Source organism: Martelella sp. HB161492 (assembly GCF_013184775.1).
In the GTDB taxonomy this organism is placed as follows: domain Bacteria; phylum Pseudomonadota; class Alphaproteobacteria; order Rhizobiales; family Rhizobiaceae; genus Martelella.
This window is the reverse complement of sequence record NZ_JAATVV010000015.1, coordinates 24,789-50,243: the sequence shown is the minus strand read 5'-3', so window position 1 is coordinate 50,243 and position 25,455 is coordinate 24,789. Positions and strand designations below refer to the sequence as shown.

Sequence of the window (25,455 nt, the reverse complement as noted above, 5' to 3'; positions counted from 1 at the left end):
TGACAGACCATGAAAGGCGATCCGGGGAGGGATGGCCTTGGAGGAGGGATTTATGGAAGTTCTTGCCAAAGAGCTGACACTCATCGCGCATTCGGTCAACCTTGAGAAAAGGGCCGACGGGGCATTGCTGGCCACATCCAATGTGCCGCTGGATCCGGTTGTCGCCCATACCGGCATCTGGCTTGATCACTGGGCCAGAACGGCGCCGTCGCGGGTGTTTCTGGCAGAACGAGCGGGCGCCGGCTGGCGCGAACATGGCTATGGCGAAATCAGCGACATGGTGCGCGCGGTTGCCAGCGCCCTTGTCGGGCGTGGCTACGGGCCGGACCGGCCGATCCTGATCATGTCCGGCAATGGCGTCGATCACGCCATCCTGTCCTTTGCCGCGCAATATGCCGGCATTCCGACAGCGCCGCTTGCCGAACAATATTCGCTGATCGAGGAGGCGCACGGACGGCTTGCCTATGCGATTGGCAAATTGCGCCCGGCGCTTGCCTTTGTCGATGATGCCGCGCGCTACGCAGCGGCGCTGTCGCGCCCGGAATTCGACGATATCGACATCATCGCCGTCAGCACTGAAGGCGCGCCGCGTCCGGTCATCGCCTTCGCCGATCTTTTGAAAGGGGATGCCAGCGTCGATCTTGCGTCCACGCACGAACGGGTCGGCCCCGATACGCTGGCAAAACTGCTTTTCACCTCCGGTTCGACGTCAAACCCGAAAGCGGTGATGACGACGCAGAAGATGATGTGCGCCAATCAGAGCCAGATGGCCTCGGTGCTGCCTTTCATCAAGGAGCGCCCGCCGGTCATCTGCGACTGGCTGCCCTGGAACCACGTCTTTGGCGGCTCGCATAATGTCAACATGATGCTGGCCCATGGCGGCTCGCTCTATATCGACCACGGCAAACCGACGGCAAAGGCCTTCCCGACCTCGATCGAAAACATCAAGATGCATCCCGGCAATCTGGCCTTCAACGTGCCGGTCGGCTTTTCCATGCTGGTGCATGCCATGGAAAACGATCTGGCGCTGCGCCGTGCCTATTTCGGCGATCTCGACATGATCTTCTATGCCGGTGCCTCGCTGCCGCAGGATATCTGGACGCGGCTGGAGGATATGGCGATGGAGGTTCAGGGCCGGCTGCCGCTGATGATCTCCTCCTGGGGCATGACCGAGACGGCACCAGCGACCATCATGCTGCATGAGCAGATCGGCCGCTCCGGTGTCATTGGCGTGCCGCTGCCGGGTACACAGATCAAGCTTCTGCCCGATGACGAGATGCGTTGCGAGCTCCGGGTCAAGGGCATCAATGTCATGCCAGGCTATCTCGACGATCCGCAGAAGACGGCGGAGGCCTTCGACGCGGAAGGCTTCATGATCACCGGTGATGCGGTGCGTTTCGTTGCCGCCGACGATCCGGACCGGGGCCTCGTCTTTGACGGCCGCGTCTCGGAGGATTTCAAACTCATGACCGGCACCTGGGTGCAGGCCGGAACCCTTCGCCTGGAAGCACTGGAGGTTCTGCGCGGGCTGGTACGCGATCTGGTGGTCTGCGGCCATGATCGCGGCGAGATCGGCCTGTTCATCTTTCCCGATCCCGAAATGGTTCATGATGGCAACACGTCCGAAGGCGCGGTGATTGATGAACATCTTCAGGCGGCGATCCACTGGGAACTGCGGATGCTGGCGCGAAAGGCCACCGGTTCGGCACGACGCATCGCCCGCGCCATCATTCTCGCCGAGCCGCCGAGCCTGAAGGACGGTGAGATCACCGACAAGGGTTCCCTCAATATCCGCCGGATCATCACCCGCCGTCACGATCTTCTCGAACGGCTTTATGACAACCAGGATCCGGCACTCATCCGCGTATAAAGGCTTTTCCCATGGTCGATTTTTCCAAAGTCCGCGCCATCGATTTCCACACCCATGCAGAAGAGCCCTGCGGCTGCCATGCCGATGATGGCTATGATGATCTGCAGACATCGATGGCGAAATATTTCAACGCCCCCTGGGCGCATCCGCCAACCATTCCCGAGACCGCCGCCCATTATCGCGCGATGAACATTGCCGCTGTGATCTTCCCGGTCGACAGCGAACGCGAAACGGGCTTTCGCCGCTACTCCAACTATGAAGTGGCAGAGGCCTGCGCCAGGGAATCCGACATCCTCATTCCCTTCGCCTCGATCGATCCCGCCAAGGGAAAGCTCGGTGCCCGCGAAGCCCGCGATCTCGTTGAAAATCACGGTATTCAGGGTTTCAAGTTTCATCCCACCATGCAGGGCTTCTACCCCAATGACCGCATGGCCTATCCGCTCTACGAAGCGATTGCCGAGACCGGCAAACCGGCGCTGTTCCATACCGGCCAGACCGGCGTCGGCTCCGGCATGCGCGGCGGCAACGGCATGCGGCTGAAATATTCCGATCCGATGTATATCGATGATGTCGCCGTTGATTTCCCCGACATGCCGATCATCCTCGCCCATCCCTCCTTCCCCTGGCAGGAGGAATCGCTGTCCGTCGCCACCCACAAGCCGAATGTCTATATCGACCTGTCAGGATGGTCGCCGAAATACTTCCCGGAAATCCTTGTGCGTTATGCCAACACGCTGCTGAAAAAGAAGATGCTGTTCGGCTCCGACTGGCCGATGATCGCGCCGGAAAAATGGCTCGACGCCTTCGACAAGGCCCCGTTTCGCGATGAGGTCAGACCGTTGATCCTCAAGGAGAATGCCATGCGTCTTCTTGGTGTGGAGGCCTGAGGTGATCCCGTTTACCGCTCCCGTCGAGGATATCCTTTTCGCGCTCGTTGACATCGCCGATGCCGGCCGCCTGCCCGACTTCGACGCGGAGACGACCAGCGATATTCTCGTCCATTTCGCCGCCTTTGCCGAAGGCGTGATCGCACCGCTCAATGCCGGCGGCGATGCCGAAGGCTGCCATTTCGAAGATGGACGCGTGCGCATGCCGAAGGGGTTTGCCGCCGCCTATCGCGAACTGGCGGACGCCGGCTGGCAGGGGCTCTCAGCGCCTGAAGATTATGGCGGCATGGGGCTTTCACCGGTGATCGCAGCAGGGATTTCCGAGATTTTTTCCGGCGCCAATCACGCGCTGCAGATGGTCTGCAACCTCGTTCCGGGTGCGATCGAGACACTTCTTCATTTTGGCAGTGACACGCAGAGGCAGCGATGGATCCCACCCCTTGCCGATGGCTCGACGCTTGCCACCATGTGCCTGACGGAGCCGGGAGCGGGCTCGGATCTGTCGCGCATCCGCACGCTCGCGCACCGTGACGGCGAGAGCTACAGGCTGACCGGCGAGAAGATCTTCATCTCGGGCGGTGATCAGGATATGAGCGAAAATATCCTGCATCTGGTGCTGGCGCGCACCGGCGATGCCTCTTCCGGGGTGAAGGGGCTGACGCTATTCCTGACCGATCGCATAACGGCTGGCGAAACGCTCAGCATCACCCGCATTGAGGAAAAGCTCGGCCTTCACGCCTCCCCCACCTGCCAGATGGCCTTCGTTGACACGCCGGCTGAACGGATTGGCGCGGAAGGCGACGGACTGAAGGCAATGTTCACCGTCATGAACCACGCCCGCATCGATGTGGCGCTGCAGGGCGTTGCCCATGCCGCCCGCGCCTTCCACATCGCCAGCACCTATGCCGGCGAACGCCAGCAGGGGCGAAAAACGGATGGTTCGGCGGCCCTCTTGTCCGACCACGCCGATATCAGGCGCATGCTTGGCGAACAGAGGGCGCTGACGATCGGCAGCCGGGCCATGGCCCATCTGGCGCTGGTGGAGTCCTGTCTCGGCGAAAGGCCTGCGCTTGCCGATTTCCTCACACCGGTCGTGAAGCTTTTCGCGACGGAAGCAGGCATTCGCGCCGCCGATCTCGGCATTCAGGTGCTGGGCGGCTATGGCTATCTCACCGAATATGGCATGAGCCAGATCTGGCGCGATGCCCGCATCACCGCCATCTATGAAGGCGCCAATGGCATTCACGCACTCACCATTGCAACGCGCGGCCTGACGCATCAGGCGGGCCTCGGTGCGGACGCGTTCGCCAGCCTCGTTGCCCGGCTGTCGCAGGGAGATAGCGATGTTGCCGCGCTGCTGGATGGCTGGAACCGCTGGCGACAGCAGCTGGTGACATGCGCCGATCCGCGCCCGCAGGCGCATGATTTTGCCACTGCGACAGCGGCAATCCTCTATCGCGCAATCTGGTGCAGGATCGCTGCCGCAGCCATTGGCAGGGCTGATGCGGGCGAAATGAAAGAGCTGAAGGAGCGGGTTCTCGCCGCCCCCTTCCCTGCCATCATGCCCTGAACTTTCTTCAGGCCAGCGGCATGCCTTTCGGTCGCATCAGCCGCTTCTGCGCAGCGATGCGGAAAGGCGCATTGGGCCCGCCGAAACCCCGATAGCCGGGCTCGCGCTGAACGATTTCGAAGAACAGCCCACCCGGCACCGAGCGGCTGTAGCACTGGAAGAACGCGCCGCCTGCATCGCGGTCATAAAGCACATTCATCGCCTGAAGCCGGGTAAGAAGGCCCGGCGGAAAATCAAACCTTGCCGCCAGATCATCATAATAGTTCGGCGAGATCGGCAGCGGGGCAAACCCCTTTTTCGCAAGCTTTTCCAGCGTCGCGAAAATGTCGTCAGTGGAGAGCGCGATATGCTGAACCGATGCGCCGAAGGTTTCGGTGAGGAAATTGCCCGCCAGCGTGCGATGGCTGTCGGCGCCATTGAGCGTCACCCGCAGGGCGCCATCGGCGCTTTCCACCACCTGGCTGCGCACCAGCCCGTTCGGATCGATGACATCGACAATCGGCGATTTGCCCATATCGAACAGCGTCGTGTAAAACAGGGTCAGACTGAGCATGTCATCATAGCTCATGGTCTGTGCCATGTGGTCAACCGCAAGCAGATCTTGGCCTGGCAGTTCACCCGTCGGCACGAATTCGGTCTCCCAGACCTTGTCGCGCCCCGATAGGGAGCTGACGAAGTGGATGACGCTGCCGGAAAGCCCGCGAATGGCCGGAATCTCCATTTCACCCGGCCCCGGCGGCTGGCTGAAAGGCTCGGCACCCAGCGCCACGGCACGGGCAACAGCCTCGGCCTCTGACGGCACTTTCAGACCGATATCGCAGACGGTCGTGCCACGCACCCGATAGGTCGTATCAGCATGCCCCTCGGTCTCTCCGTTCAGAACGATGCGGATATCGCCCTGCTGGAAGACCGTTACCGCCTTGTTGCGATGCCGGGCTGTCGCGACAAAGCCCATGGCAGCCAGCGCCTTTGCAAGGGTTTCGGCTTCAGCGCCACGGGTCGCGAACTCGATGAAGGATACGCCTTCCGGACGGATCGGCGGCGGCATGTCAGCAAGATCGATCGCAAGAGACGGTTCGGCACGCCGCACCTCATCCATCAGCGCGACCAGCGACCGATAGCCATCGCGGGCGATGTTTTCGGCAGAACCACCGCGGAACTGATCGTTGAAGATTTCCAGGCTGATCGGCCCCGCATAGCCGGTCGCCATCACCGCCCGCATGAAACGGGCAACATCCAGATCGCCCTCACCCGGCATGTTCCGGAAGTGGCGCGACCAGTAGAGGAGATCCATGTCGATCGCCGGAGCATCGGCCAGCTGGACGAAGAAAATCCGGTCTCCTGGAATGGAACGGATCGTCTCGGGATCAATCTTGCGGCTGAGCGTGTGAAAGCTGTCAAGGATCAGCCCAACCGCCGGATTGTCGGCCCGGCGCACGATCTCCCATGCATCGCGATGGTCAGAGACATGCCGCCCCCAGGCCAGCGCCTCATAGCCGATCTTCAGGCCTCGCGCGGCCGCCCGCTCCCCCAGGGCGGCAAGGTCGGCCGCCGCCCTGTCGACGCCACCCAGAGCCTGGGGATGAACCGAAGAACAGATCAGGATGAGATCGGTGCCAAGTTCCTGCATCAGGTCAAACTTCCGCTCTGCCCGGTCGAAGGCCTTGGCCCTGAGCGGCTCGGGCAGGCCCTCGAAATCGCGGAAGGGCTGAAACAGCGTGATTGTCAGGCCGTGATCGCGCACCATATTGCCGATCTCCCGCGGACTGGCGACATCGGCGATGAAATCCTGCTCGAATATCTCGATCCCGTCATAGCCAGCGGCGGCGATGGCCGTGAGCTTTTCGGTCAGCGTGCCGGAAATCGAGACGGTGGCAATCGACATTTTCATGAGCTTACCCCTGATATCCGAGCAGACGTGGCAGGAAGAGCACGAAATCGGGCGAGAAGGTAATGATGCCGAGCGCCACGATCAGCGCGATGATGAACGGCACCACATCGCGAATGATCGCGCTGATCGGCTCCTTGGTGATGTTGGCCGTGACGAAGAGCAATAGCCCGTAGGGTGGCGTGATCAGGCCGATCATGGTGTTGACGACGACGATGACGCCGAAATGAACAAGATCGATCCCCATGGCCTGCACGGTCGGGATCAGGATCGGCACGATGATCAGCAGGATCGCGCCGCCCTCCAGAAACATGCCGAGCAGCAGCAGCAGGACATTGATGGCAATCAGGAAGCCGACTTGCGAGAAATGATAGTGCGCGATAAAGGCCGAGATCGTATCCGGCAGGTTCTCCCGGGTGATGACGTAATTGAAGGTGATGGCACCGGCAACAAGCACGCCGACCGATGCGGTCGATTTCGCCGAGCCGAGAAGAGCGTAATAGAAGTCGCCAAACCGGACCGAACGATAGACCACCACCGAGACGAACAGCGCGTAGAAAGCGGCGACCGCTGCGGCTTCTGTCGGCGTGGTAATGCCGCCATAGATCCCGCCCAGAAGAATGACGGGCAGCATCAGCGCCGGCAATGCCCGCCAGGTGATGCCCGGCAGCTTCCTGATCGGCACGACCTCATCGACCGGGAAATTGCGACGGCGGGCAATGGTGAAATTCATCACCGCCATCACCAGCGCCATCAGCAGCCCGGGCAGAAGACCGGCGGCGAACAGATAGCTGATCGACTGATCCGAGACGAGCGCATAGAGCACCATCGGAATGGAGGGCGGGATCACCGGGCCGACGGTCGCAGTCGCCGCCGTGATCGCCGCCGCATAGGAGGCGGGATAGCGCCCGTCCTTGGTCATCATGTTGATGATGATCCGCCCCATGCCGACGGCATCGGCAATCGCCGAACCCGACATGCCGGAAAAGATCACCGAGGACACGACATTGACATGGCCAAGGCCGCCGCGAAAACGCCCGACCAGCGCCTGGCTGAAAGCCAGCAGCCGGTCTGCAAGGCTGCCCATATTCATGATGTCGGCCGCCAGGATGAAAAGCGGAATGGCCAGCAGCGTATAGCTGTTGAACAGGCCCTGCAGCAGGGTTTCCGATGCTATCGACGGATCAAAACCGGCCATGCCGAGATAGACGATCGACCCGGCCACCATGGCAATGCCAACGGACGCGCCCATCAGCGAGAGCACGACAATGATGATGAGGCAGAGCGCGAAGGGATCAGTCATAGTCGTGACTTTCGGCTGAATGTTCAGTGTCGTGACGACGGCCGGAACCGCTCAGTCCCGCCCAGACCATGAGCAGGGAACGCACGATCACCGAAAAGGCGAAGGGCATGTAGATGGCGAAGACATAGGAGAACGGGATCCTCAGATATGCGGTCCGCTCGATCGACATGAAGGTGATATAATCCCATGTCGGCACGAGACTGTAGATGAAGATCGCCGCAATGATGCCGCCCGAAATGACATCGAAGGCACGGCGCATGCCGCGCGGACAGGCGCTGTAGATAATATCAAGACGGATGATATCCGTCTCGCGAATGACGAAGGCATAGCCGAACAGGATGCCCCAGAGCCAGGCGATCGTGACCCATTCCACCGTCCAGCCGACCGGCAGGTTCAGCAGATAGCGAAAGACGATCTGCAGAAGAAATGCCACAAAAAGAGAGGCAAGCAAAAGGGCAAGCAAATTCTCCGCCCGTCTGCCGAACCAACGGTAAACCGCTGTCAGCCTGGCCATGTCCGTATTCCTGTCGCGTTGGTGATGCGTGGCAGACGGGCAGCATGGCCCGTCTGCTCTCTGTTTCAGTTCTTGCCGACGGCAATGATCTGGTCAACGAGACCGTCCGGCCAGTCCTTGGAATAGTCGGAATCGAGATAGGCTTTCAGCACGCGCTGCTGGAAGGCGGCATTGTCCGGCGTATAGATATCGATGCCGACGCCCTTGAACTTGTCCTGCAGGGTTGCTTCCTGATCAAGCGTGATCTTGTCGAGCGATGCCTCGAAATTATCGGCGCATTGCTGCACCTTGGCCTGCTGCTCGGCATCCATCTTGTTCCATTTGGACAGCGAGATGGTGAAGAGATTCGCCGAAATCAGATGGTTGGTCATGCCGATCTTGTTGATCACTTCGTAGAATTTCATCGCGTCGGTGGCCGGGAGCGCATTGTCCTGCCCGTCGATCGCACCGGTCTGAAGCGCGGTATAGACTTCCGTGAATGGTACCGGCACCGGTGTCGCCCCCATGGCCTCACCGGCAAACTGCCAGCCCTCACCCGGCGGCATGCGCAGTTTGACGCCCTTCAGGTCATCCGGCGTCATGATCTCCTTGTCGCCCTTATAGCCAAGTTCGCGCGAGCCGATATAGGGGAACGCCAGCACCTTGACCTTGGCCTTGTCCTCAATCTCGGCCAGCATGTCGTTCAGCACATCGCCATCATAGACCGCGCGCATATGGGCATAGTCGCGGAACAGGAATGGCATGCCGAGGACGGATGTCGAGGGAACCTGGTTCTGGAAATCATAGATGGCCAGATTGCCCATATCGAGATTGCCGCGTTGCATCGCGGTCAGCTCGGTGCCCTGCTTGAACAGGGTTGCACCAAAATAGGGTTTGAAAACAAAGCCATCGCCCAGGCAATCGCCAAACTGCTCCTTCAGCGTGGTCGATCGTATGTCATTTTGCGAAACCGTGTCCGAATAGATGAGCTCGATCGGCTGCTGCGCCAGTGCCGCACTGCCGATCATGGTCATGGCCATTGCGGCCACCCCTGTCTTGAACCTGTTAGTCATGAGACGCATGCTCTCCTCCCTTGCTGCGTTCAATCGGTCTTCGCGAATGCTTCGAAAGCGAGACGCATGCGCGCCGGATCCGCCTCAAGCCCCGTGAAGAGTTCAAATGCGCGCACGGCCTGAAACACGGCCATGCCCGCGCCGCTCAAAACCCGGCATCCACGCAGGCGTGCCTGCCGCAGAAGCTCTGTTTCGAGCGGAAAATAAACGATATCGTTGACCCAGTGGCGCGGCTGAAGAAGCGACGGATCAATGGCCGTACCCGGCATTTTCGCCATGCCCATCGGTGTTGCATTGACGATGCCATCAGCCCGGTTCGCCGCTTCGGCCATATCGACGGCGACGCGCCCGCCCACCTGATCCGCCAGCGCTGCAGCCGCCTGCAGGTTGCTGTCGGCAATCATCAGATCAACGACACCCAGCGACAGCAGCGCATGGGCAAGCGCGCCGCCGGCGCCACCGGCGCCAAGCAATAGAACATGGCGGCGATCCGCCTCGCCCAGGCCACGCCGCAGACTTTCGGCGAAACCCCAGAAATCGGTATTGTGACCAAAACGCCGGCCCTGACGAAACACAATCGTGTTGACAGCACCAACCCGCCTTGCATTGTCGGACAGGTGATCGACAAAGGCGATCACGTCCTTCTTGAAGGGAAACGTAACATTGAGGCCGGCAAAGCCGTCTGCCTCGGCGCGCTCGACAATCTCCCTGAGAGTCGCCGCGGCCGCCATGGCGTCAACGTCGATCAGATCATAGCGGTAGGCAAGCCCCTGGGCCGCGCCTTCAGCCATATGCATGGATGGCGTCCGCGATCCCTGAATTCCCTTGCCGACAAGTCCCACATGGACAGTCTGCGCCGGATAACGGCCCATTTCAGACGGGCCGCCGGCTGCGCTCATCTCGGTCATCTTCGCCTGGTCCTCCCAAACCTCGCGAGGTGCCTCCTCATGCGTCAAATTGTTCCAGCCAGTTAATTATGTCAACCGCTTTGTACTGGATAGTTAAAAACAATCGTGATAATGATCAATTATTGAGTGGAGGATGCTTTGGCCAAGCCATTGAATGAAAATGACAAATCAAGACAGAGCTGGAAGCAGAACCCCGAAGCGGTAAAACGCGACATCATTCGCGTGGCGATGGCGGAGTTCGCTCAGAATGGTCTGTCTGGCGCGAGAGTCGATCGCATCGCCGCCTCGATGAAGACCTCGAAGCGGATGATCTACTATTATTTCGGCGACAAGGAAGGGCTCTATGCCCAGGTGCTGGAATATGCCTATGCCAAGGTCCGCGAGGGGGAGAAAAAGCTTTCGCTTGATGATCTGCCACCACTGGAAGCCATCGCCAAACTGGTCGGCTTCACCTTTGATCACCACCGCAACAATCCCGATTTTCTGCGCATGGTGATGATCGAAAACATTCATCATGCCGACTACCTGCGCAGATCCGAAATCATTCCCAAGATGAACAGTGCGGCCGTTGAGCGGCTGGAGAAACTGATCGCCCGGGGAGAGGCCGACGGCGTCTTTCGTGCTGGCCTCGACCCCCTGCGACTGCACTGGCAGATCTCGGCCTTTTCGGTTTTCAACGTTGCCAATGCCGACACGTTCGGCGCCAATTTCGGCAGCGCTCTTTTCACCGCGAAAGGCCAGGCGGCACTGCGCCGCGAAGTCATTGAGACCATTCTGGCCTATGTCAGAAAACCAAGGGAGGAGGAGACCCGATGATCAATCCCGAGCTCGATGCATTTCTTGCCGACTGGAATGGCAAGTGGGCGCGACTGAAACAGGGCGCAACGCCGCAGGAGCGCCGTGCCCATTTTGAGATCGTCGCCAGTGAGATGCGCCTGGCAACGCCAGAAGATGTCTCGACGGATCGCGTCGAATGGACGGAAACCCCGGCCGGTCCCGTGCGCTCACGCATCTTCCGTCACAAGGCGGGCGGCACCCAGGCCTGCCTGATTTACCTCCATGGCGGCGCCTGGATGCAGGGCAGCCCAGAGACTCACTGGGATATCACCGCGCGCATTGCCGACTGGAACCGCCAGACCGTGATCTCGGTTGATTATGCGCTAACGCCGGAACACCCCTTCCCTGCCGCACTCGATCAGGTCAACGCCGTGGCGAAATGGGCCCATGACGAGGCCGCCTCTCTCGGCATCGACCCAGCCCGCATCGCTATTGGCGGCGATAGCGCCGGCGGCAATCTCGCCGCCGCCTCAACGCTCGACATGCGTGGCTCGGCGGTCCGCTATTGCGCCCAGCTTCTGGTCTATCCCGCCTGCGATTTCGAACATGACCGGCCGTCGATGATTGCCAATGCCGAGGCGCCGCTGTTGCAGACACGCGGCATGAAAGCCGTCAATGCGATGTACAGCCCCGATCCGGCCGGGCTCTCCAATCCCCGCATCGCCCCGCTTCTGGCTGAAAGCCACGCCGGATTGCCGCCCGCCTTCGTCGCCGTTGCCGAAAATGATCCGCTTCACGACAGCGGCGCCCTTTACGCCAGGGCACTCGAGGCAGCCGGCGTCCCCGTCACCTTCGATGAAGGCGAAGGCCTGATCCACGGCTACCTGCGTTCCATGGGTTACAGCCCGACGGCGATGGCGAAGTTTCGCGCCATGGCCGCATGGCTTTCGGCCTTCTGATATCCGATTAAGTGATTGCAGCATGGCCCGGCCAGCGCCATAGTGAAACGGCAAGCCGGGCCCTATCGCATGAACAGACCAACCGATCACATTGCCTCCTTTGCCAAGGGACTTCGCGTCATCACCTGTTTCGGGGCGGACACCCCGCGCCTTTCGATCGCCGATGTCGCCGCGGCAACGGGACTTGACCGGGCGACAGCGCGCCGCTGTCTCCTGACCCTGCATCAGGAAGGCTATGCCAGCTATGACGGCAAATATTTCGCCCTGACACCGCAGGCGCTCAGGCTGGGCATGAGTGCGCTCAACGCCCTGCCGCTGCCGCAACTGGTGCAGCCCTGGCTCGATCAGCTGTCGGAGCAGATCGCTCAGTCCTGCTCGGTGGCGCTTCTGGACGGTAGCGAGATCGTCTATATTGCCCGCGCTGCCCAGCGCCGGGTGATGTCCATCGGCCTGATGCCGGGCTCGCGCCTTCCTGCCCATGCCACCTCGATGGGGCGCATCCTCCTGTCGGCATTGCCGGAGGCCGATGCCCGCCAGAGGATAGAACAGGCCAACCTCGCGCCGCGCACCCCCTTCAGCCTGTCGACGCCAGAGGCCATAATGTCCCGGATCGCTGACGTCAGAAGGGCTGGTTATGCGTTGGTGGATCAGGAGATCGAGCTCGGGCTGCGTTCGATCGCCGTACCGCTGATTGACGGGCGCGGACGCACGGTCGCAGCCCTGAATACCGGAATGGCAGCCACAAAGGACGATCCCGAAAGCCTCGTCACAACCTATCTGCCAGCCCTCCTGAAAATTCAGGAAAGCCTCAAACGCGTGATCTGATGGGCATCGTATCGTTAAAATTTCACCAGAGAGCCGGCAACAACCGGGCTATGAGGCTCCCCCGCCGACGCTCCGCTTTGCGCCGCATGCGCACATTGACGCCAGACTCAAAAGATGAGTGTGCAGCGCAGCATCGGCGTGATATGCCTCTTGAGACTTACGCGACGATGAAAGATAAGTCCTTCAATCGACCTGTCAGCGAGAGGCCCCAGCTATTCACGCCGTTTCCGGGAACTGCGAAAATCACCGAAATAACCTAAACAATGAAAACAGAGTGGTGGACAATTCTCGCCGAAAACGATCAGGATATGTCGACAACGGAGAAATTCAACAGCTATACTAATTAGCTTATTGGATTTTTCAGTCAAGTTGCGCTAAAGCCACTTTCGTGCAATTAGAGGATCATGTAAACTTTGATAATATATATCATTGCGCACATAAAGAACTGAATATGGTCGAACTTAAATACCCCAAAAAATATATTTGTGCATCTATAGATCTAGGTCAAGAGAGCAGCGGCATCGAGAATCTGCTCAACTGTTTCAGAGAAATAGCGACCTCTCGGGACGATGTTGATTTCATCATCACAGGGAAACGTTCTGATGAGACGACCTACAGCATCTGGAACTATATAGACGCGCATAAACTCACCGAACGTATTGAATACACACCATATTATGATCTTTGTCGGCAGTTTCCCCTGAAAAAGAAGGCGGCCTGGCGCTGGATTGGCCAGGATGCGCCCCTATCGGCGCTGCATGCTGATGATATCGTCCGCGATGATGGGAAATTCGCACCTCGGAAGCAGAAGAAAGCCCTCTTCATAACGAGCTTTCATCTGGAACGCCAAGAAGGCAATACGACCAATATGCGGGCCTGGCTGCGCTATCTGCATGCGGCCGGCTATCAGATCCATGTTGTATATTATGCAGTCGATGACGGGATCGTTTCTCCTCAGGAGGAACTGAAACCGATGAACTACTGCGACCTTTACCGGAAGGTCCCGCTGCGATCAAAAATGTATGAAATAAACAAGGTCGGTCTGAACATTCACGTCGACGACTGGTGCGGCGCCGAACTTGTCGACGCCGTAGAGGAAATGACGCAGCAATTTGAATATGATGTGGCGGTCGTGAACTATCCCTTCATGTCTGCAGTGTTCGAACGCATTCCGGCTTATACAGAGAAGATACTGTTTACGCATGATTCCTTCACGGACCGAAACAGGCGGATGATGAAGGAAGGCTTCGGGGATCAGGGCTGGGCGAGCCTTGACTGGCGCGGAGAGAAACTGGCATGCCTTCGCTCGGACACTGTCGTTGCACTGCAGGAAAACGAAGCGTCGTATTTCAAGGAGCTGGTCGGCGAGGCGGCTAAGATTCCGATCGTCCGGCCAATGCTGCCTACCTGGCCATTTGTGCGCATACCAAGCGAGACTGGAAAACTCAGGATCGGCTATCTCGGCTCTCACAACTGGATCAATGAAGCCAATGTTGCGCTGTTTCTCGAGGCTTGGCTGAAAAGCGAGACGCTTCGCGAGCAGAGCGAGGTGATTCTCGCCGGTGGTGTTTGCGACGACTTCGAGAACAGCGTTGCTGGCGGGGCGCAGCTTCTGCAAGAAGCCAAGCCAGTGATGCTCGGCCGCGTCGGCACAATGGCAGATTTTTTCGCCCGTTGTGATGTGGTTATCAATCCCGAGCGGGGCGGAACAGGCATAAAGATCAAATCCGTGGAGGCACTTGGAAGCGGTGTGCCCCTGGTCTGCACGGCCGCTGGTGCGGCAGGAATAGAAACGCAAAGCCGCTTTCATAACGCGGAGACGATCGAAGATCTGGCAGGTCTGATCGAGGAACTGGTTGTCAAACCGGAGCTGGTGGACGCATTGCGCGACGAGTCCGTCCAGATCTACGCGGAATACTGCGACAAGAACAAATTGACCATGTTTGACCTCTTCGGACCAGTGCTCTCGGATCTGGCTGCGGAAGACGCATCTGGAACGGAGCATCAACCGTTAATTTCGATTGTTATTCCCTTCTACAATGTCGAGCCCTATCTTGAGGACTGCCTGCAGAGCGTTGTTGAGCAGGATCATCGAAACCTTGAGATCATTCTGGTCGACGATGCATCACCGGACCGCAGCCACGAGATTGCCGAACGCTTTGCGAAATCGGATCCACGCATCAAGATCGTGACCCACGCGAAGAACCAGGGGCTTGGTCCCGCCAGAAATTCAGGCGTGGCGGCCGCAAGCGGACGCTATCTCTTTTTCCTCGATTCCGATGACTTTTTTATCGACAAGTCAGCGCTAACTTTGCTGACGAAAAATGCGCGTGCATCTCGGGCTGACGTCGTTGTCGGTTCCTGTACCGACGTCATGGATGACGGCTCAAGACGGGACAGAGATGCGGATTTCGCCGCCGGGAAAATGAATGCGAGCGGTGGGTTCCTAAAGGGACAGGAGGCGTTCCGCGCAGCCGTGGGAACGTCGAAGGAGAATTATCTGCCAATGCGTGCCTGGGGCATGCTGATTGATCTCGATTTCTATCGGGAAACGGGCCTGGCTTATCCGGCGGGCGAGCACGAAGACCTCTGTCATGCGCCATTCCTTTATGCTGCTGCAAACAATGTTCTGTTTCTAACGAACCCCATAATCGGCTATCGCAATCGCGGCGGAAGCATTTCTCGGTCATTCTGGTCGCGTGAGCATGTCCTTCGCTATGACGCGATGTGGCAGAGATTCCGTTCGAATATTGCACGATTCTCCCTGAAATCGCTTGAAGAAGAATGTGCCATTTGCCTGCTTGGCCATATGATCTGGCGAATGGAGAGCAATAGTTGCGAGGATTCCGCAATTGATGAGGCGTCAAGAGTTGCTATAAATTTTCTTTCCTCTGTTTCGGAGAACCAGAATCAAGAGACATTCTATGGATTCCTGAAATGGATCCGAGACTTCGTGAGCAGATCCGGAAACTCAAACCGCAACCTCTGCCAGTTGATGTCTGGATTGCCAGCAGGCGTTGCGAACCGCTACTATCGAGAGCGCATTCAGATGTTGATAGAATCGGCCTGATATATGCCTTAAGTCTCTTTTAGTGGGGAGCAGACTAAGCAGTTCTGGATCTTTTCTTGCGCCTTGAAGCGTTTGGACGATCCACAACGGCTCCAATGTGGAGAAACGGATTTCTCCGAAGTGTGGCTTATAGACGGAGTTAGTTTCGGTGAAAGATCCGGAAGAAAAATACACAATGTTCGATGATGCAATGCCGTTCTGGCGGCAAGACAAAAAGATCCAAAATTTTGGCGACTACCTGACGGAATATTTCAGAGAACGGCTGTTTTACGGCGTCGGACTGCCGGCCAAACTGGTTCGTGTTGTCGGAAGTGCCTTGGATGACAATCACATCGGCCGTGACATTGAGCATGACATTACACTGACCGGCAGCCATGGTGATATGGTTGCGCTCTGGGGCTGCGGCCTTCGCACCGAACACAGCATGTCTGCGGAAGCGAAGGAAGAGTGCACCATACTCTGCGTTCGCGGCCCGCTAAGCCGTTCCACGCTTCAGCTTGGCGAGAGCATTCCGATCGGTGACCCGGGACTTCTGCTGCCAGCGCTATATACGCCAAAGACGCTGCGCACATTCGCCGGGCGTACGCTATTGGTCCCGCATTTCAACAGCCAAAAATCCGACGAAGAACTTCTGAAGATGAGTGGCTGCGACGCACTCCTGCGCCCATCCATCGAACGATCCGCCTTGGCGGTTGAAGCTTTCCTGGATGAATTGGTGTCGGCGGATTTTGTGCTTACGGCATCGCTGCATGCGGCAATCGCAGCTCTCGCCTACGGCATCCCGTTTGCCTATTGGGATAGTGGTGAAATCGATATCGAATTCAAATGGCGGGATTTTTCAGCCAGCGTCGGTATTCCCTGCATATTTTGTGCGACGGCAGAGGAAGCAAGGGAAGCCTATGCTCAGCAAATTGCGCCGAAAATAAAGATCCCGCCGCTTCTGCCAATTCTCTGCGTCGCACCGTTTCCCGTGCGTCAGCAGCCTCTGCTGCAGACGGCCATTGCTGACCTTCGCAGATATGGCGAAGAAGCGCTGGAACTCTCTGTCGGAACCTCTGTTCAGGCTGCGATTGGCCTCGAAAGCTGGGCAGCGGTCAAACGGCTCATGACCTCGGCAGAAGAGCGGCGGAAACTCGAGCAGAGCACGGCTGCGCTGGTGGAGCAGTCTCGGGGGCTTCAGGTCGAAATTGATCAGATGACGACCCAGCATTCCAGGGAAACTGTCGACCTCGAAAGGCAGTTGTCAGAGTTGCGCTCATCTTTTGAAGCGCTGCAGCAGAAGCATAACGAAAGTGCACATGTGGCAGAGAGCCTCCATGTAGAGCTTCAGAAGTCGCGTGATGACGTTGAGCTTTATCGACGAAACCTTGAGCTTGCGCTTGCCGGGCTTGAGAAAAAGGCCGCGGACGCGCGCAATTCCATGGGTCAGGCGGAACCTCCCGGGGCCGAAGGCGATTCCACTGGCCCGACCGAGCCGTTTGAGACCGAAGGCGTTTCCACTGACCCGGACGAACCGCTTGAGACCGAAAATGTCACCAGCCTGGTACCAGTCTCCCCGGCAGCACCACTGGTGCACCTAGGCCGCAAAAAATCGAGAGTTAAGGCGCTCTCTTATATCGTCGCACCTTATAACGGACGAAGAAAGCGCAAGCTGCGCTGCATGGCACTGGCATTGCAAAGCCGCGATGCGTCACCAGCTGACAGCGACCAGCGCGTCATCTCACGCGACAAGCTGAGCCGGGTTGGAGTCGGCAAAAGGTTCGCAATGGCCGGCTACATTCTTTTGCCCTACAACAAGCGCCGCAAGAAAAAGCGGAACGCGATGCTCAAGGGTTTGCTGCTGGTTTCGTCGTGACCAGGTGGCGTAAGCAAGTTCGCCGCCGCGCCCCGGCCTCCTGAAATTAGCCTGTTCTGAGTTCATTTCGGCCGCCTAGAGATCTTGCAGCCGGGGCGCTGGCGTCCCGACTGCGCATCTTCCAGATCACACAGCCAGTCGACAGGCGGTGCGCGCACGACGGGCAGACAGCCCGCCCCCGAGCGCAAGCGGGGCGCCAGCCCGGATCGCCACCTGCGCCGGCAGCTCAGAGCGAACCAGCGGGCAGGAAGCAGATTTCGCCAGGATCACAATGCCTTGCCCAGAAGCTGCCAGAGGCGCTGCCCGTTATCGATCTGCTCACTCGTGACAATTTGCAGACCCGCTTCGGCAAACAGCGCTTCGATCTCCGCCTGACTGAGGGCATTGACCCAGGCATGCGCAAGCCGCGGCTCCAGCGGTATCGGGGAATCCGTGGTGCAGTAACTCAAAACCACCAGGCGATGATGTTCGCTGACAAATTTCAGGAACGCCAGCGGGTCATGGAGATATTCGAGCAACCCAAGACAGACCGCAGCCTCCGTTCCCGTGACCGGAGGCTCATCAACATTGAAATCACAGACGATCGTCTGCGCATCGCGGCTGACAATGTCGACGGGCGTGTAGCGTTGATCGCTCTTCAGAAACTGCTTTAGCGGCATTGTTCCACAGCCGAAATCTGTCACCGACTTCGCTTCAGACAGATAATCTGCAGCTTTGGCGGATCGCTCTGACCAGGGTTGCGTTCCTTCCTTGTCCAGATTGGCCGTTCCGAGCATCTTCCAGCGTTCGACCAGACTTGTTTTCGTGGCGATCACCGATTTTGTGGCGGCAATGCGCTCCGCTTCGGAAAGACTGTAGAAGTCCCGCTCAGGCGCAGCCGCCACGCGGTCAACATCGTCATAGGTTTCAACGCGAGCCATCAGATCGTTGATGGCATTGACACCATCCTGATGGAAAGCGCTGTAGCGTTCCCGGCTGACGCGGGCCAGACGCTCGAGAGCAGAAGGATCGCCGCTGAGGACGAGAAGGCTCGCACACAATTCATCAAGCGTTTCGTGATGATGAAACGGTTCGCCTGTTTCTATGCCCTGGCTGCCCGCGGCGGTGGTCAGAAGTGGCATGCCAAACGCCATCGCCTGCACGGTTTTCCCATTGATGCCCGTGCCCATCGTTACTGGCGAAACGACCACATCGACCAATGCGTAGAAATCAGCAATATTGCGCACAAAGCCATGCATGGTGACGTGGCCAGCGGCAAAATAGGCAGCATCTTTCTGCGGAAGTTCGCCCACCATGTCCTTCACCTGGCCAGCGATGTGAACCTTGAAGGGACATGGTCTGCCCTGAAGGCTCTTTTCCAGAGACTTGAGGAACTCAAGCATCAGGTCAAGGTCGATGCGGTTGGCGCTTGCGACAAGCCCGACATGCTTCAGCGAAGAGAAGGTGCGCGCAGAGAACCGTGGCTCCTCAAAATGCGGAATAACGACCGCATTGTCGAGACCGCTCACCGCGTTGAAATACTCCGCATCCTCACGTCTTCTGGCCACGACATAGTCGGCACGCCGCAGATAGCGGCCTTCTTCTTCCGGACTGCGGCAAAAGAATTCAAGCTTCTGCTTGTTTTTACGCAACATGTCATAGCGGTCACCCGTCTTGTCGTGGGTGTCGATAATCTTCAGAACATGTTCCGGAACGAATTCCAGCAGCTTTGACTGGAAAATATAGGAACAGATAACAACATCGATATCGTAGCGCGCGCAGAGAATACGGATGTTCTCGCCCAGACCGTCCTCATACCAGCCGTCGAAGGGAATGTCTTCGCCATTTGCGCTCAGGAGATAGGAGTTTGGAAGGATATCGAGGCTATCCCAGGTCGAACACATCTCAGTCAAGACTGAACGTTCGCAGAAAGGGGTCTGCAAGAGCCCGAAATGAACTTTATGGCCCAGAGCCTGAATGTTTTTGCAGAAGGCCTCACTCGCCGCCTGACTGCCGTCTTCGCCCTGACGCGGGGGAAACGGGCTGAAATAGAGGACATTCAGCCTGCCGGAACGTCGCCTTTCCCGCGCCTTGCGCGAAGGCAGACGATCGGCATTGGCCGCCGCCAGCACATCGCCGCACTGGTGCGGAATATGCTCGCTTTCAAACTGCTCCTGCCACTTCTGGAACAGCTTCTTGTTGTTATCGGTCATCAGCTGCTTCGGACGCGATGACAGTTCATCGCCATAGGAGCTGTGCTCAAAATGAACGACCTCAGAACCCGGAACATAGATAACCCGGAAGCCATTGGCTCTGGCTGCCATGGCGAGATCCGAATCCTCGCAATAGGCCGGCTGATATCGTTCATCAAACCCGCCGACCTTTGCCCAAAACGCGCCATTGACAAGGATTGAGGCGCCAGAGATGTAATCGACATCGCGCTGGGTGACGCAATCCGGATCTTCACGCTCCCGGCCGCGCCCGAAATTGCCGCCCTGTGCGTTGCTGAACAGCAAACCGCCTGCTTCCTGAATTTTCCCATCCGGATAGACCAGTTTCGAACCGACAATGCCGGCCTTGGCTTCACTATCCATTGTCTCGACAAGCGCGTTCAGCCAGTTCGGCATGACGATCGTGTCATTGTTCAGGAAAAGCAGGTTCTTGCCGCGCGCCGTGGAGGCCGCATTGTTGCAGTTGCGCAGGAAACCAAGATTCTCCGGCGTGGTCGCGATTTTCAGCCCTGGGATAAGAGCCGCCTCGCGCTCGGTCTCGTCCGTGGAACCATCATTGGCGATGATCACCTCGTAACTGATCCCGCCGGCGCGCCCGGCAAGGGCAACGGAGGCAAGACAGGCCCTCGTCAGCGACCATTTGTTATAGACCGGGATGATGACCGAAACATCGATCGGCTGATCTGCATCATATTCAGGGAATGCGATCGTACGTGTCTCGTCCTGGCAATAGGAGACGATGCGATCTATCGGCAATGCCCGTGCCCGATCAAGCGCCCTCAGATAGGAGGCACGGTTGGCCTCGTTGCCGAAATTCTCGTCGATCAGCCGGCGCCCGTTCTGCGAGAAGCGGTTCCAAAGGTCCTCATCGGGATAGAGCTTCAGTACAGCATTCGCGAAGTCTTCCGGCCTGTCGGCTACAAGCGTATGAATTCCATCAACAATATGCATGCCTTCGGCCGCTATCGTCGTGCAGATGGTCGGAATTCCGGCTCCCATGGCGGCACCGACCTTGCCCTTGATACCCGCGCCATAGATCAGCGGCGCGACAGACAGACGATAGGCAGACATGGCCGCATCAATATCGCGCACGAAGCCGATGAAACGAATACCGGGTTGCTCATCCAGCGCCCGGATTGCATCCGGCGCTTCGGCGCCGATGACATGAAACTCGATCTCCGGATTTGCCGCGTAGATCTGCGGCCAGACATTTTGTGCAAACCAGAGTACGGAATCGATATTCGGCGTATGTCCGAAACCGCCAAGGAAAAAGATGTGCTTGCGTTCCGAAAAGCCGGCTGGCTGGGCAACAACCGCACTGTAGAGCGCCGGAAAGACAGAGATCTTGTCCTCGCTAAGGCCGTTGTCGACGAGCTTCGGCACCTCCGCCGGACTGACCAGAACGACATGGTCAGCGGCATTCATCATCGATAGTTCGCGAAGCTTGGTTTCCTCTGCCTGCTTGATCTGAGCCGGATCGCCAGAGAGGGCAGCAGCACGCCCTTCACGGAAGAAATAGAGATCCGGTGCATGGAAGATAATCCGTGCAGATGGAGAAGCTTCGCGCGCGGCAGTCAAGGTTTGCTCGGCGACATCGACGCGCATGATGTAGAAAACGCCGAATTTATGTCCGTTTTTGCGAATGAACTGATCAGCCCATTCGACATCTTTCATGCGTGTTACAACCTCAACGCCAAGCGCCTGCACGTCCTCGAAATATGGAGAACGTCTTTCCATATCGGTTGCAAGGAAAGTGACGCGATATCCAAGTGCGGCGAGATCGCGCAGCATGCCCAGGGTTGCTTTTTCGCCTGCGGAAACATCCGGCTGGGGCAAGCGATAATCGATTACCAGAATGCTGTTCTGCCGGACCCGGTCTTCGGCCGTCATGGCCGGAGGCCTGCCAAGAAGCAAACTTGATTCGTCGTTGGCCTCTGACGTCACATTCCGCAAACGGAGATCGCTTGACCGCTTTTGCCAATCGAGCAGCAAGGTTTTCGGTTTCCGCTTGTTGAGCGACTTTTTGAACCGACGGGACATTTTCTTCGGCATTGCAAAACGAAACAGCAGTGCCAGTCGTAAGAGGGCGCGCTCGAAATAGAGTTTGAACGGCCGCATTGGTCGGCGATAGGCCTTGTACAATTGAAAATAGGCCTGCTCGCCGAGCTGCCGCAACTGAGTGAGTTCACTCATCGTGGCAGCGAGCTTGCCCATGAGGCCTGCTATTCGCCTTTCATACTCCGCCTTTACTGTTTCCGCCCTCGACAGATCTGTCCGACTTGCACTGAGCTGCTGCTCAAGCTCATCAATCCGGCTGCTGGCCTCTGCTGACGCTATCGCAGACGCCGATTTAGCCTGCTCGGCAATTTCGACCTGCAAAGCGGCAATCCGCTCCAGCAGCGCCTGTTGTTCTTCGGCAGAAGAAACTTTCAGCTGCTCTAGCGCGGCGCTCGTCTCCGCACGCTCGTGCTGAAGCGCAGCGATCTCTTCGGACAGGGCCTTTTGCGTTTCGGCATTGGTCCGATGCATTTCCCAGAGTGTGTCGACCTGGAGGTTCGAATCTGCCGCGATATCGTCCTGGGCCCAACGCTTGCGACCAAAGTTGTCGCGAATCTCGCGGAGCAGGCTCGTCTCGGAAATACCCAGACGTTGAGCATCCCAAGCGATCAGGCTCAACAGCGCTTCAGGGCGGATCGGATAGGGTGCTGCGGCAAGCATCGGCCACATCGATGGAAAGTTCAGCTTCGGCGTGATGTCCGTCTGATAAAAGGACCGCCCCTCGGCGAGATCATCCACAAAGCGACAGGGAATCCCGATTGAATCGGCAAAGTCCTGCCATTTGAACGGCAGATCGATGCACCCGCTGTTCCAGAAAGCGAATGGGGTTCCATAAGCAGCAGCAACGATAGCAGCATGCAGAGAACCGCAAAGCACAAAATCGGCGGTCGTCAATGCATCAATGAAATTCTCGATTTCCTGATGATTGCTCTTGACCGTCGGCCTCAAGATCGCGTCGGCACCCGTGATTTCCGCAATCTCGAGATCTGCCCGGTGATCATTGAAATGCGGAACGCAAATGCCCTTGCCATGAAACCGGCTGTCGGTCTTCGGCGAATAAAGCGCCGGCAGCAAAAGACCGGGATCACCAATCGGCACGCTATCCCCGAGTTCAAGTTCGTTGGCACTCAACCGGCCACGCACCGACAATATATCAATCTGGGCCAGAACTTCACTCGAGATTCCCCCTGGCTGTCGAACGCCGCCGCCCCATGCCGTAAGGCAGGCCCGTTGGGGGAATTTATCAGTCTTTAGCTCGTTGATCGTCGGCCAGATCAGACCGTCATCCAGATAGCTTCCGACGATGCGAACCTCTCCCGGCAATCGCGGGATCCGCAGAAAAAGACGGCTGGCAAAGTATTCAGAGAGATAATCCCCGAAATTCTGGATAGTCTCGTCCTCGAGCCAATGAGGCAAGCGTTCACGATAGGGATTTGCTGAATTGTCTTTCACTGTCATTCTCTTTGGATTCTAAATCTGTTCGCGCATCCCACCCGCCGAAGAACATGCACTAGATTTGCTGGAGCACCTGGGAACCATAGCTGACGAGTTCGATCGGAACCACACGATCCTTGCCAAACCGCTCGACAAAAGCCGGGTGAAGCTCGGGATCGGCCATGAATAGCACGAATCCGCTCCCCCCTGCACCAAGCAGCTTGCCACCCCATGCCCCCATTTCGCGCCCGGCAAGATAGATCTCGTCGATCTGCGCATTCGAGATGGTATTGCCGAGATTCCGCTTCAGTTCCCAGCCATGATTGAGGAGATCGCCAAACCTTTGCAGCGCTTTCACATCATCACCCGTGGCTTCCAGAACACCGGCGCCAATGCGGGTCATTTCGTACATTTCACGCAAGTAGGCCTCATTGTCACCAGCGCGCGTGCGCTTTTCCTGCTCTTCCGTCACCTCGGTCGCCCGCCTTTCTCCACCCGTATAAACCAGCAGAAGAGAGCGATTTAGTGTCGTCAGACGGCTTGTGGTGACGCGCAGCGGCTCGATTGAAATCGTATCGCCGACGAATTCGTAACGCGATAAACCGCCAAACGCTGCGTGGATCTGATCCTGAACGCCAACTTTCTCATGCAGGATTTCCTGCTCCATGAAGATGGATTGCCGCGCCAGCTCATAGCGCGTCAGTTCGATACCGCGCATCTTGTGCAAAAGATTGATCAGCCCAACGGTAAACGCCGAAGAGCTTCCAAGACCGGTACCACCGGGCAGATCCGACATGGTTGCGATATTCAGGGGCTGTTCCCATTTGTAATGGCGCAGCCCCTCCCGGATCACCGGATGCTGAATGGCATCGATGTTGTCAACACTCTCAGTCGTCCGATAGGTAATTCGGTACTTCTGCTCGGCGATATGCGCCAGAGGCAAAGCCTGAATGTAGACAAACTTGTCGATCGTACCGCCAAGGACAGCACCAGGCTGCTTGTGAAAATACGACGGATAGTCGGTCCCGCCTCCCAGAAAACTGGCACGCAGGGGGGTCTTGCTAATCCACATTGATGTTGTCTCGCTTTGGTATTTCCCGCTTCACAAGATCCAGAAGCGAGCCGTCCGAATAGAGGATGCCGCGGATATTGGCGGCTTCGCCTGCCGCAACATCCGATTCGGCATTGCCAACCATAATACTGTTCGGAAGATCGATCGGAAATTTCGTCGCCAGATCGAGCAGCATCCCGGGTTCGGGCTTCCGTCTCGGGCTTTTCTGCCTGAAATCTTCCAGCTTGGCCTCAGGGTGGTAGGGACACCACTCGAAGGCATCGATATGAGCGCCGATCTCGACAAGCGATGCCTTCATGGCGGCGTGGAAGGCGATGACATCGGCCTCGGTATAATAGCCATGGGCGACGCCGGCCTGATTGGTTACCACGAACACATAATAGCCGGCATCATTGGCAAAGCGGATCGCTTCCCGCGCCCCTTCTTTCCAGAGCAGATCCTCGGCCTTGTGGGTGTAGCCATCATCCTCGTTCAGCGTTCCGTCGCGATCGAGAAAGAGAGCAGGCTTCCGCCGTTCTTCCTCAAGCTCGCGCTGCGCCTGGGCGTAGCTCTCGGGAACCCCGATATCGATGAAATAAGCGCCCTTGCGCGCAGGAAAAGCTGCCACCGACGCCTTTTCGACCAGTCCGGGCAGAATGTCGGTTTCGAGCGAGATAGCCTCGCCGGGCGCCATGGCCGATACAATCTTCCGGTCCAGACAGTAGACGCCGGCATTGATGTAACCCGGCACCGCCGCAGCGGAAGGATCCTTCTCGCGAAAGGCGGTGACACGACCCTGATCGAACTCGACAGCACCAAAACGCCCGGGTTCATCCACATGTTGCAGAAGCAGCTGCGCAGACAGCGCAGGATCTTTCCGCTTCGCCTCCAGCCAGTGCTGCGCAAAGACAGTCAGGTCGGCATTGATCCAGGTATCACCGTTGAGAAGCACAAATTCCTGACGGAGATGATCGGCTGCAAAACGCAGGGCACCACCCGTCCCCAGCGGCTTCGGCTCGACAAGAACCTTGATTGTCGCGCCAAGGACCTGAGTGGCATCGTAACGTTCGACGATCTGCTCGCCGAAGCGGCCGGCCAGCAGCACGATTTCATCGAAACCGTAGCGCGCGACTTCCTGGATCAGCGTGTCGAGAAACGGGCGACCGGCCACCGGCAGCATCGGTTTCGGTGTCGACGCGGTCAACGTCCCCAGACGCGTTCCGA

General features: G+C 58.0%; 16 protein-coding genes. 8 read left to right on the top strand and 8 right to left on the bottom strand.

The window, feature by feature from the left end; genetic code table 11:
- The first annotated feature begins 52 nt into the window (after positions 1–52).
- The 3 genes from HCK86_RS20940 to HCK86_RS20930 are packed head-to-tail and all read left to right on the top strand — an operon-like array spanning position 53 to position 4,327.
- Positions 53–1,870, top strand: coding sequence for a feruloyl-CoA synthase (locus HCK86_RS20940; RefSeq protein WP_176086434.1), 1,818 nt, complete (start codon positions 53–55; stop codon positions 1,868–1,870).
- Positions 1,871–1,881: 11 nt separating this feature from the next.
- Positions 1,882–2,757 (top strand): amidohydrolase family protein, encoded by an 876-nt coding sequence (locus HCK86_RS20935; protein ID WP_176086433.1) that lies wholly within the window; start codon positions 1,882–1,884, stop codon positions 2,755–2,757.
- Between the two features lies 1 nt (position 2,758).
- Entirely contained in the window at positions 2,759–4,327 is a 1,569-nt protein-coding gene (locus HCK86_RS20930; protein WP_176086432.1) for an acyl-CoA dehydrogenase family protein, read from the top strand.
- Positions 4,328–4,334: 7 nt separating this feature from the next.
- Here HCK86_RS20930 and HCK86_RS20925 read toward each other — a convergent pair whose 3' ends face one another.
- The 5 genes from HCK86_RS20925 to HCK86_RS20905 form a co-directional block, all read right to left on the bottom strand.
- Positions 4,335–6,218: a sugar phosphate isomerase/epimerase and 4-hydroxyphenylpyruvate domain-containing protein gene (locus HCK86_RS20925; RefSeq protein ID WP_176086431.1), complete on the bottom strand. Its 1,884-nt coding sequence runs from the start codon at positions 6,216–6,218 to the stop codon at positions 4,335–4,337.
- Positions 6,219–6,222: 4 nt separating this feature from the next.
- Positions 6,223–7,518, bottom strand: coding sequence for a TRAP transporter large permease (locus HCK86_RS20920; protein WP_176086430.1), 1,296 nt, complete (start codon positions 7,516–7,518; stop codon positions 6,223–6,225).
- On the bottom strand, positions 7,511–8,032 hold the full coding sequence (locus tag HCK86_RS20915; protein ID WP_176086429.1) for a TRAP transporter small permease subunit: 522 nt from the start codon (positions 8,030–8,032) through the stop codon (positions 7,511–7,513). Before HCK86_RS20915 ends, HCK86_RS20920 begins: the two co-directional genes overlap by 8 nt.
- Positions 8,033–8,097: 65 nt before the next feature.
- Positions 8,098–9,084, bottom strand: coding sequence for a TRAP transporter substrate-binding protein DctP (dctP, locus tag HCK86_RS20910; protein ID WP_176086428.1), 987 nt, complete (start codon positions 9,082–9,084; stop codon positions 8,098–8,100).
- Between the two features lie 29 nt (positions 9,085–9,113).
- A complete protein-coding gene (locus tag HCK86_RS20905) occupies positions 9,114–9,983 on the bottom strand; it encodes a shikimate dehydrogenase (RefSeq protein ID WP_246739717.1) in 870 nt (289 codons plus the stop codon).
- Between the two features lie 147 nt (positions 9,984–10,130).
- Between HCK86_RS20905 and HCK86_RS20900 the strand changes: the two genes are divergently transcribed.
- The 5 genes from HCK86_RS20900 to HCK86_RS20880 all read left to right on the top strand — a co-directional run bounded on the left by HCK86_RS20900 (position 10,131) and on the right by HCK86_RS20880 (position 17,478).
- A complete protein-coding gene (locus HCK86_RS20900) occupies positions 10,131–10,808 on the top strand; it encodes a TetR/AcrR family transcriptional regulator (RefSeq protein ID WP_246739708.1) in 678 nt (225 codons plus the stop codon).
- Positions 10,805–11,728 carry an alpha/beta hydrolase gene (locus HCK86_RS20895; RefSeq protein WP_176086427.1) on the top strand — a complete coding sequence of 308 codons (924 nt, stop codon included), beginning with the start codon at positions 10,805–10,807 and terminating at the stop codon, positions 11,726–11,728. The genes HCK86_RS20900 and HCK86_RS20895 overlap by 4 nt, the downstream gene beginning before the upstream one ends.
- Before the next feature lie 69 nt (positions 11,729–11,797).
- Positions 11,798–12,553, top strand: a complete 756-nt coding sequence (locus HCK86_RS20890) for an IclR family transcriptional regulator C-terminal domain-containing protein (RefSeq protein ID WP_176086426.1) — start codon at positions 11,798–11,800, stop codon at positions 12,551–12,553.
- 451 nt (positions 12,554–13,004) lie between these two features.
- Positions 13,005–15,623 carry a glycosyltransferase gene (locus HCK86_RS20885; protein WP_176086425.1) on the top strand — a complete coding sequence of 873 codons (2,619 nt, stop codon included), beginning with the start codon at positions 13,005–13,007 and terminating at the stop codon, positions 15,621–15,623.
- A 148-nt stretch (positions 15,624–15,771) separates the two neighbouring features.
- Positions 15,772–17,478, top strand: coding sequence for a polysaccharide pyruvyl transferase family protein (locus HCK86_RS20880; RefSeq protein WP_176086424.1), 1,707 nt, complete (start codon positions 15,772–15,774; stop codon positions 17,476–17,478).
- 266 nt (positions 17,479–17,744) lie between these two features.
- Here HCK86_RS20880 and HCK86_RS20875 read toward each other — a convergent pair whose 3' ends face one another.
- Genes HCK86_RS20875 through HCK86_RS20865 form a run of 3 tightly spaced genes read right to left on the bottom strand, consistent with a single transcriptional unit; the run spans position 17,745 to position 25,435 of the window.
- Positions 17,745–23,198 (bottom strand): glycosyltransferase, encoded by a 5,454-nt coding sequence (locus tag HCK86_RS20875; protein WP_176086423.1) that lies wholly within the window; start codon positions 23,196–23,198, stop codon positions 17,745–17,747.
- Between the two features lie 58 nt (positions 23,199–23,256).
- The gene (locus tag HCK86_RS20870) at positions 23,257–24,252 is read right to left on the bottom strand and encodes a galactokinase (protein ID WP_176086422.1); all 996 of its coding nucleotides are present in this window, start codon (positions 24,250–24,252) and stop codon (positions 23,257–23,259) included.
- On the bottom strand, positions 24,242–25,435 hold the full coding sequence (locus tag HCK86_RS20865) for an HAD-IIIA family hydrolase (RefSeq protein ID WP_246739706.1): 1,194 nt from the start codon (positions 25,433–25,435) through the stop codon (positions 24,242–24,244). Before HCK86_RS20865 ends, HCK86_RS20870 begins: the two co-directional genes overlap by 11 nt.
- Positions 25,436–25,455 lie beyond the last annotated feature (20 nt).

Bases quoted from the DNA above. Each gene is read 5' to 3' on its own strand.
- HCK86_RS20940 (WP_176086434.1), top strand. From the start codon at position 53: ATGGAAGTTCTTGCCAAAGAGCTGACACTCATCGCGCATTCGGTCAAC.
- HCK86_RS20935 (WP_176086433.1), top strand. From the start codon at position 1,882: ATGGTCGATTTTTCCAAAGTCCGCGCCATCGATTTCCACACCCATGCA.
- HCK86_RS20925 (WP_176086431.1), bottom strand. From the start codon at position 6,218: ATGAAAATGTCGATTGCCACCGTCTCGATTTCCGGCACGCTGACCGAA.
- HCK86_RS20920 (WP_176086430.1), bottom strand. From the start codon at position 7,518: ATGACTGATCCCTTCGCGCTCTGCCTCATCATCATTGTCGTGCTCTCG.
- HCK86_RS20915 (WP_176086429.1), bottom strand. From the start codon at position 8,032: ATGGCCAGGCTGACAGCGGTTTACCGTTGGTTCGGCAGACGGGCGGAG.
- dctP (WP_176086428.1), bottom strand. From the start codon at position 9,084: ATGACTAACAGGTTCAAGACAGGGGTGGCCGCAATGGCCATGACCATG.
- HCK86_RS20905 (WP_246739717.1), bottom strand. From the start codon at position 9,983: ATGAGCGCAGCCGGCGGCCCGTCTGAAATGGGCCGTTATCCGGCGCAG.
- HCK86_RS20895 (WP_176086427.1), top strand. From the start codon at position 10,805: ATGATCAATCCCGAGCTCGATGCATTTCTTGCCGACTGGAATGGCAAG.
- HCK86_RS20890 (WP_176086426.1), top strand. From the start codon at position 11,798: ATGAACAGACCAACCGATCACATTGCCTCCTTTGCCAAGGGACTTCGC.
- HCK86_RS20885 (WP_176086425.1), top strand. From the start codon at position 13,005: ATGGTCGAACTTAAATACCCCAAAAAATATATTTGTGCATCTATAGAT.
- HCK86_RS20870 (WP_176086422.1), bottom strand. From the start codon at position 24,252: ATGTGGATTAGCAAGACCCCCCTGCGTGCCAGTTTTCTGGGAGGCGGG.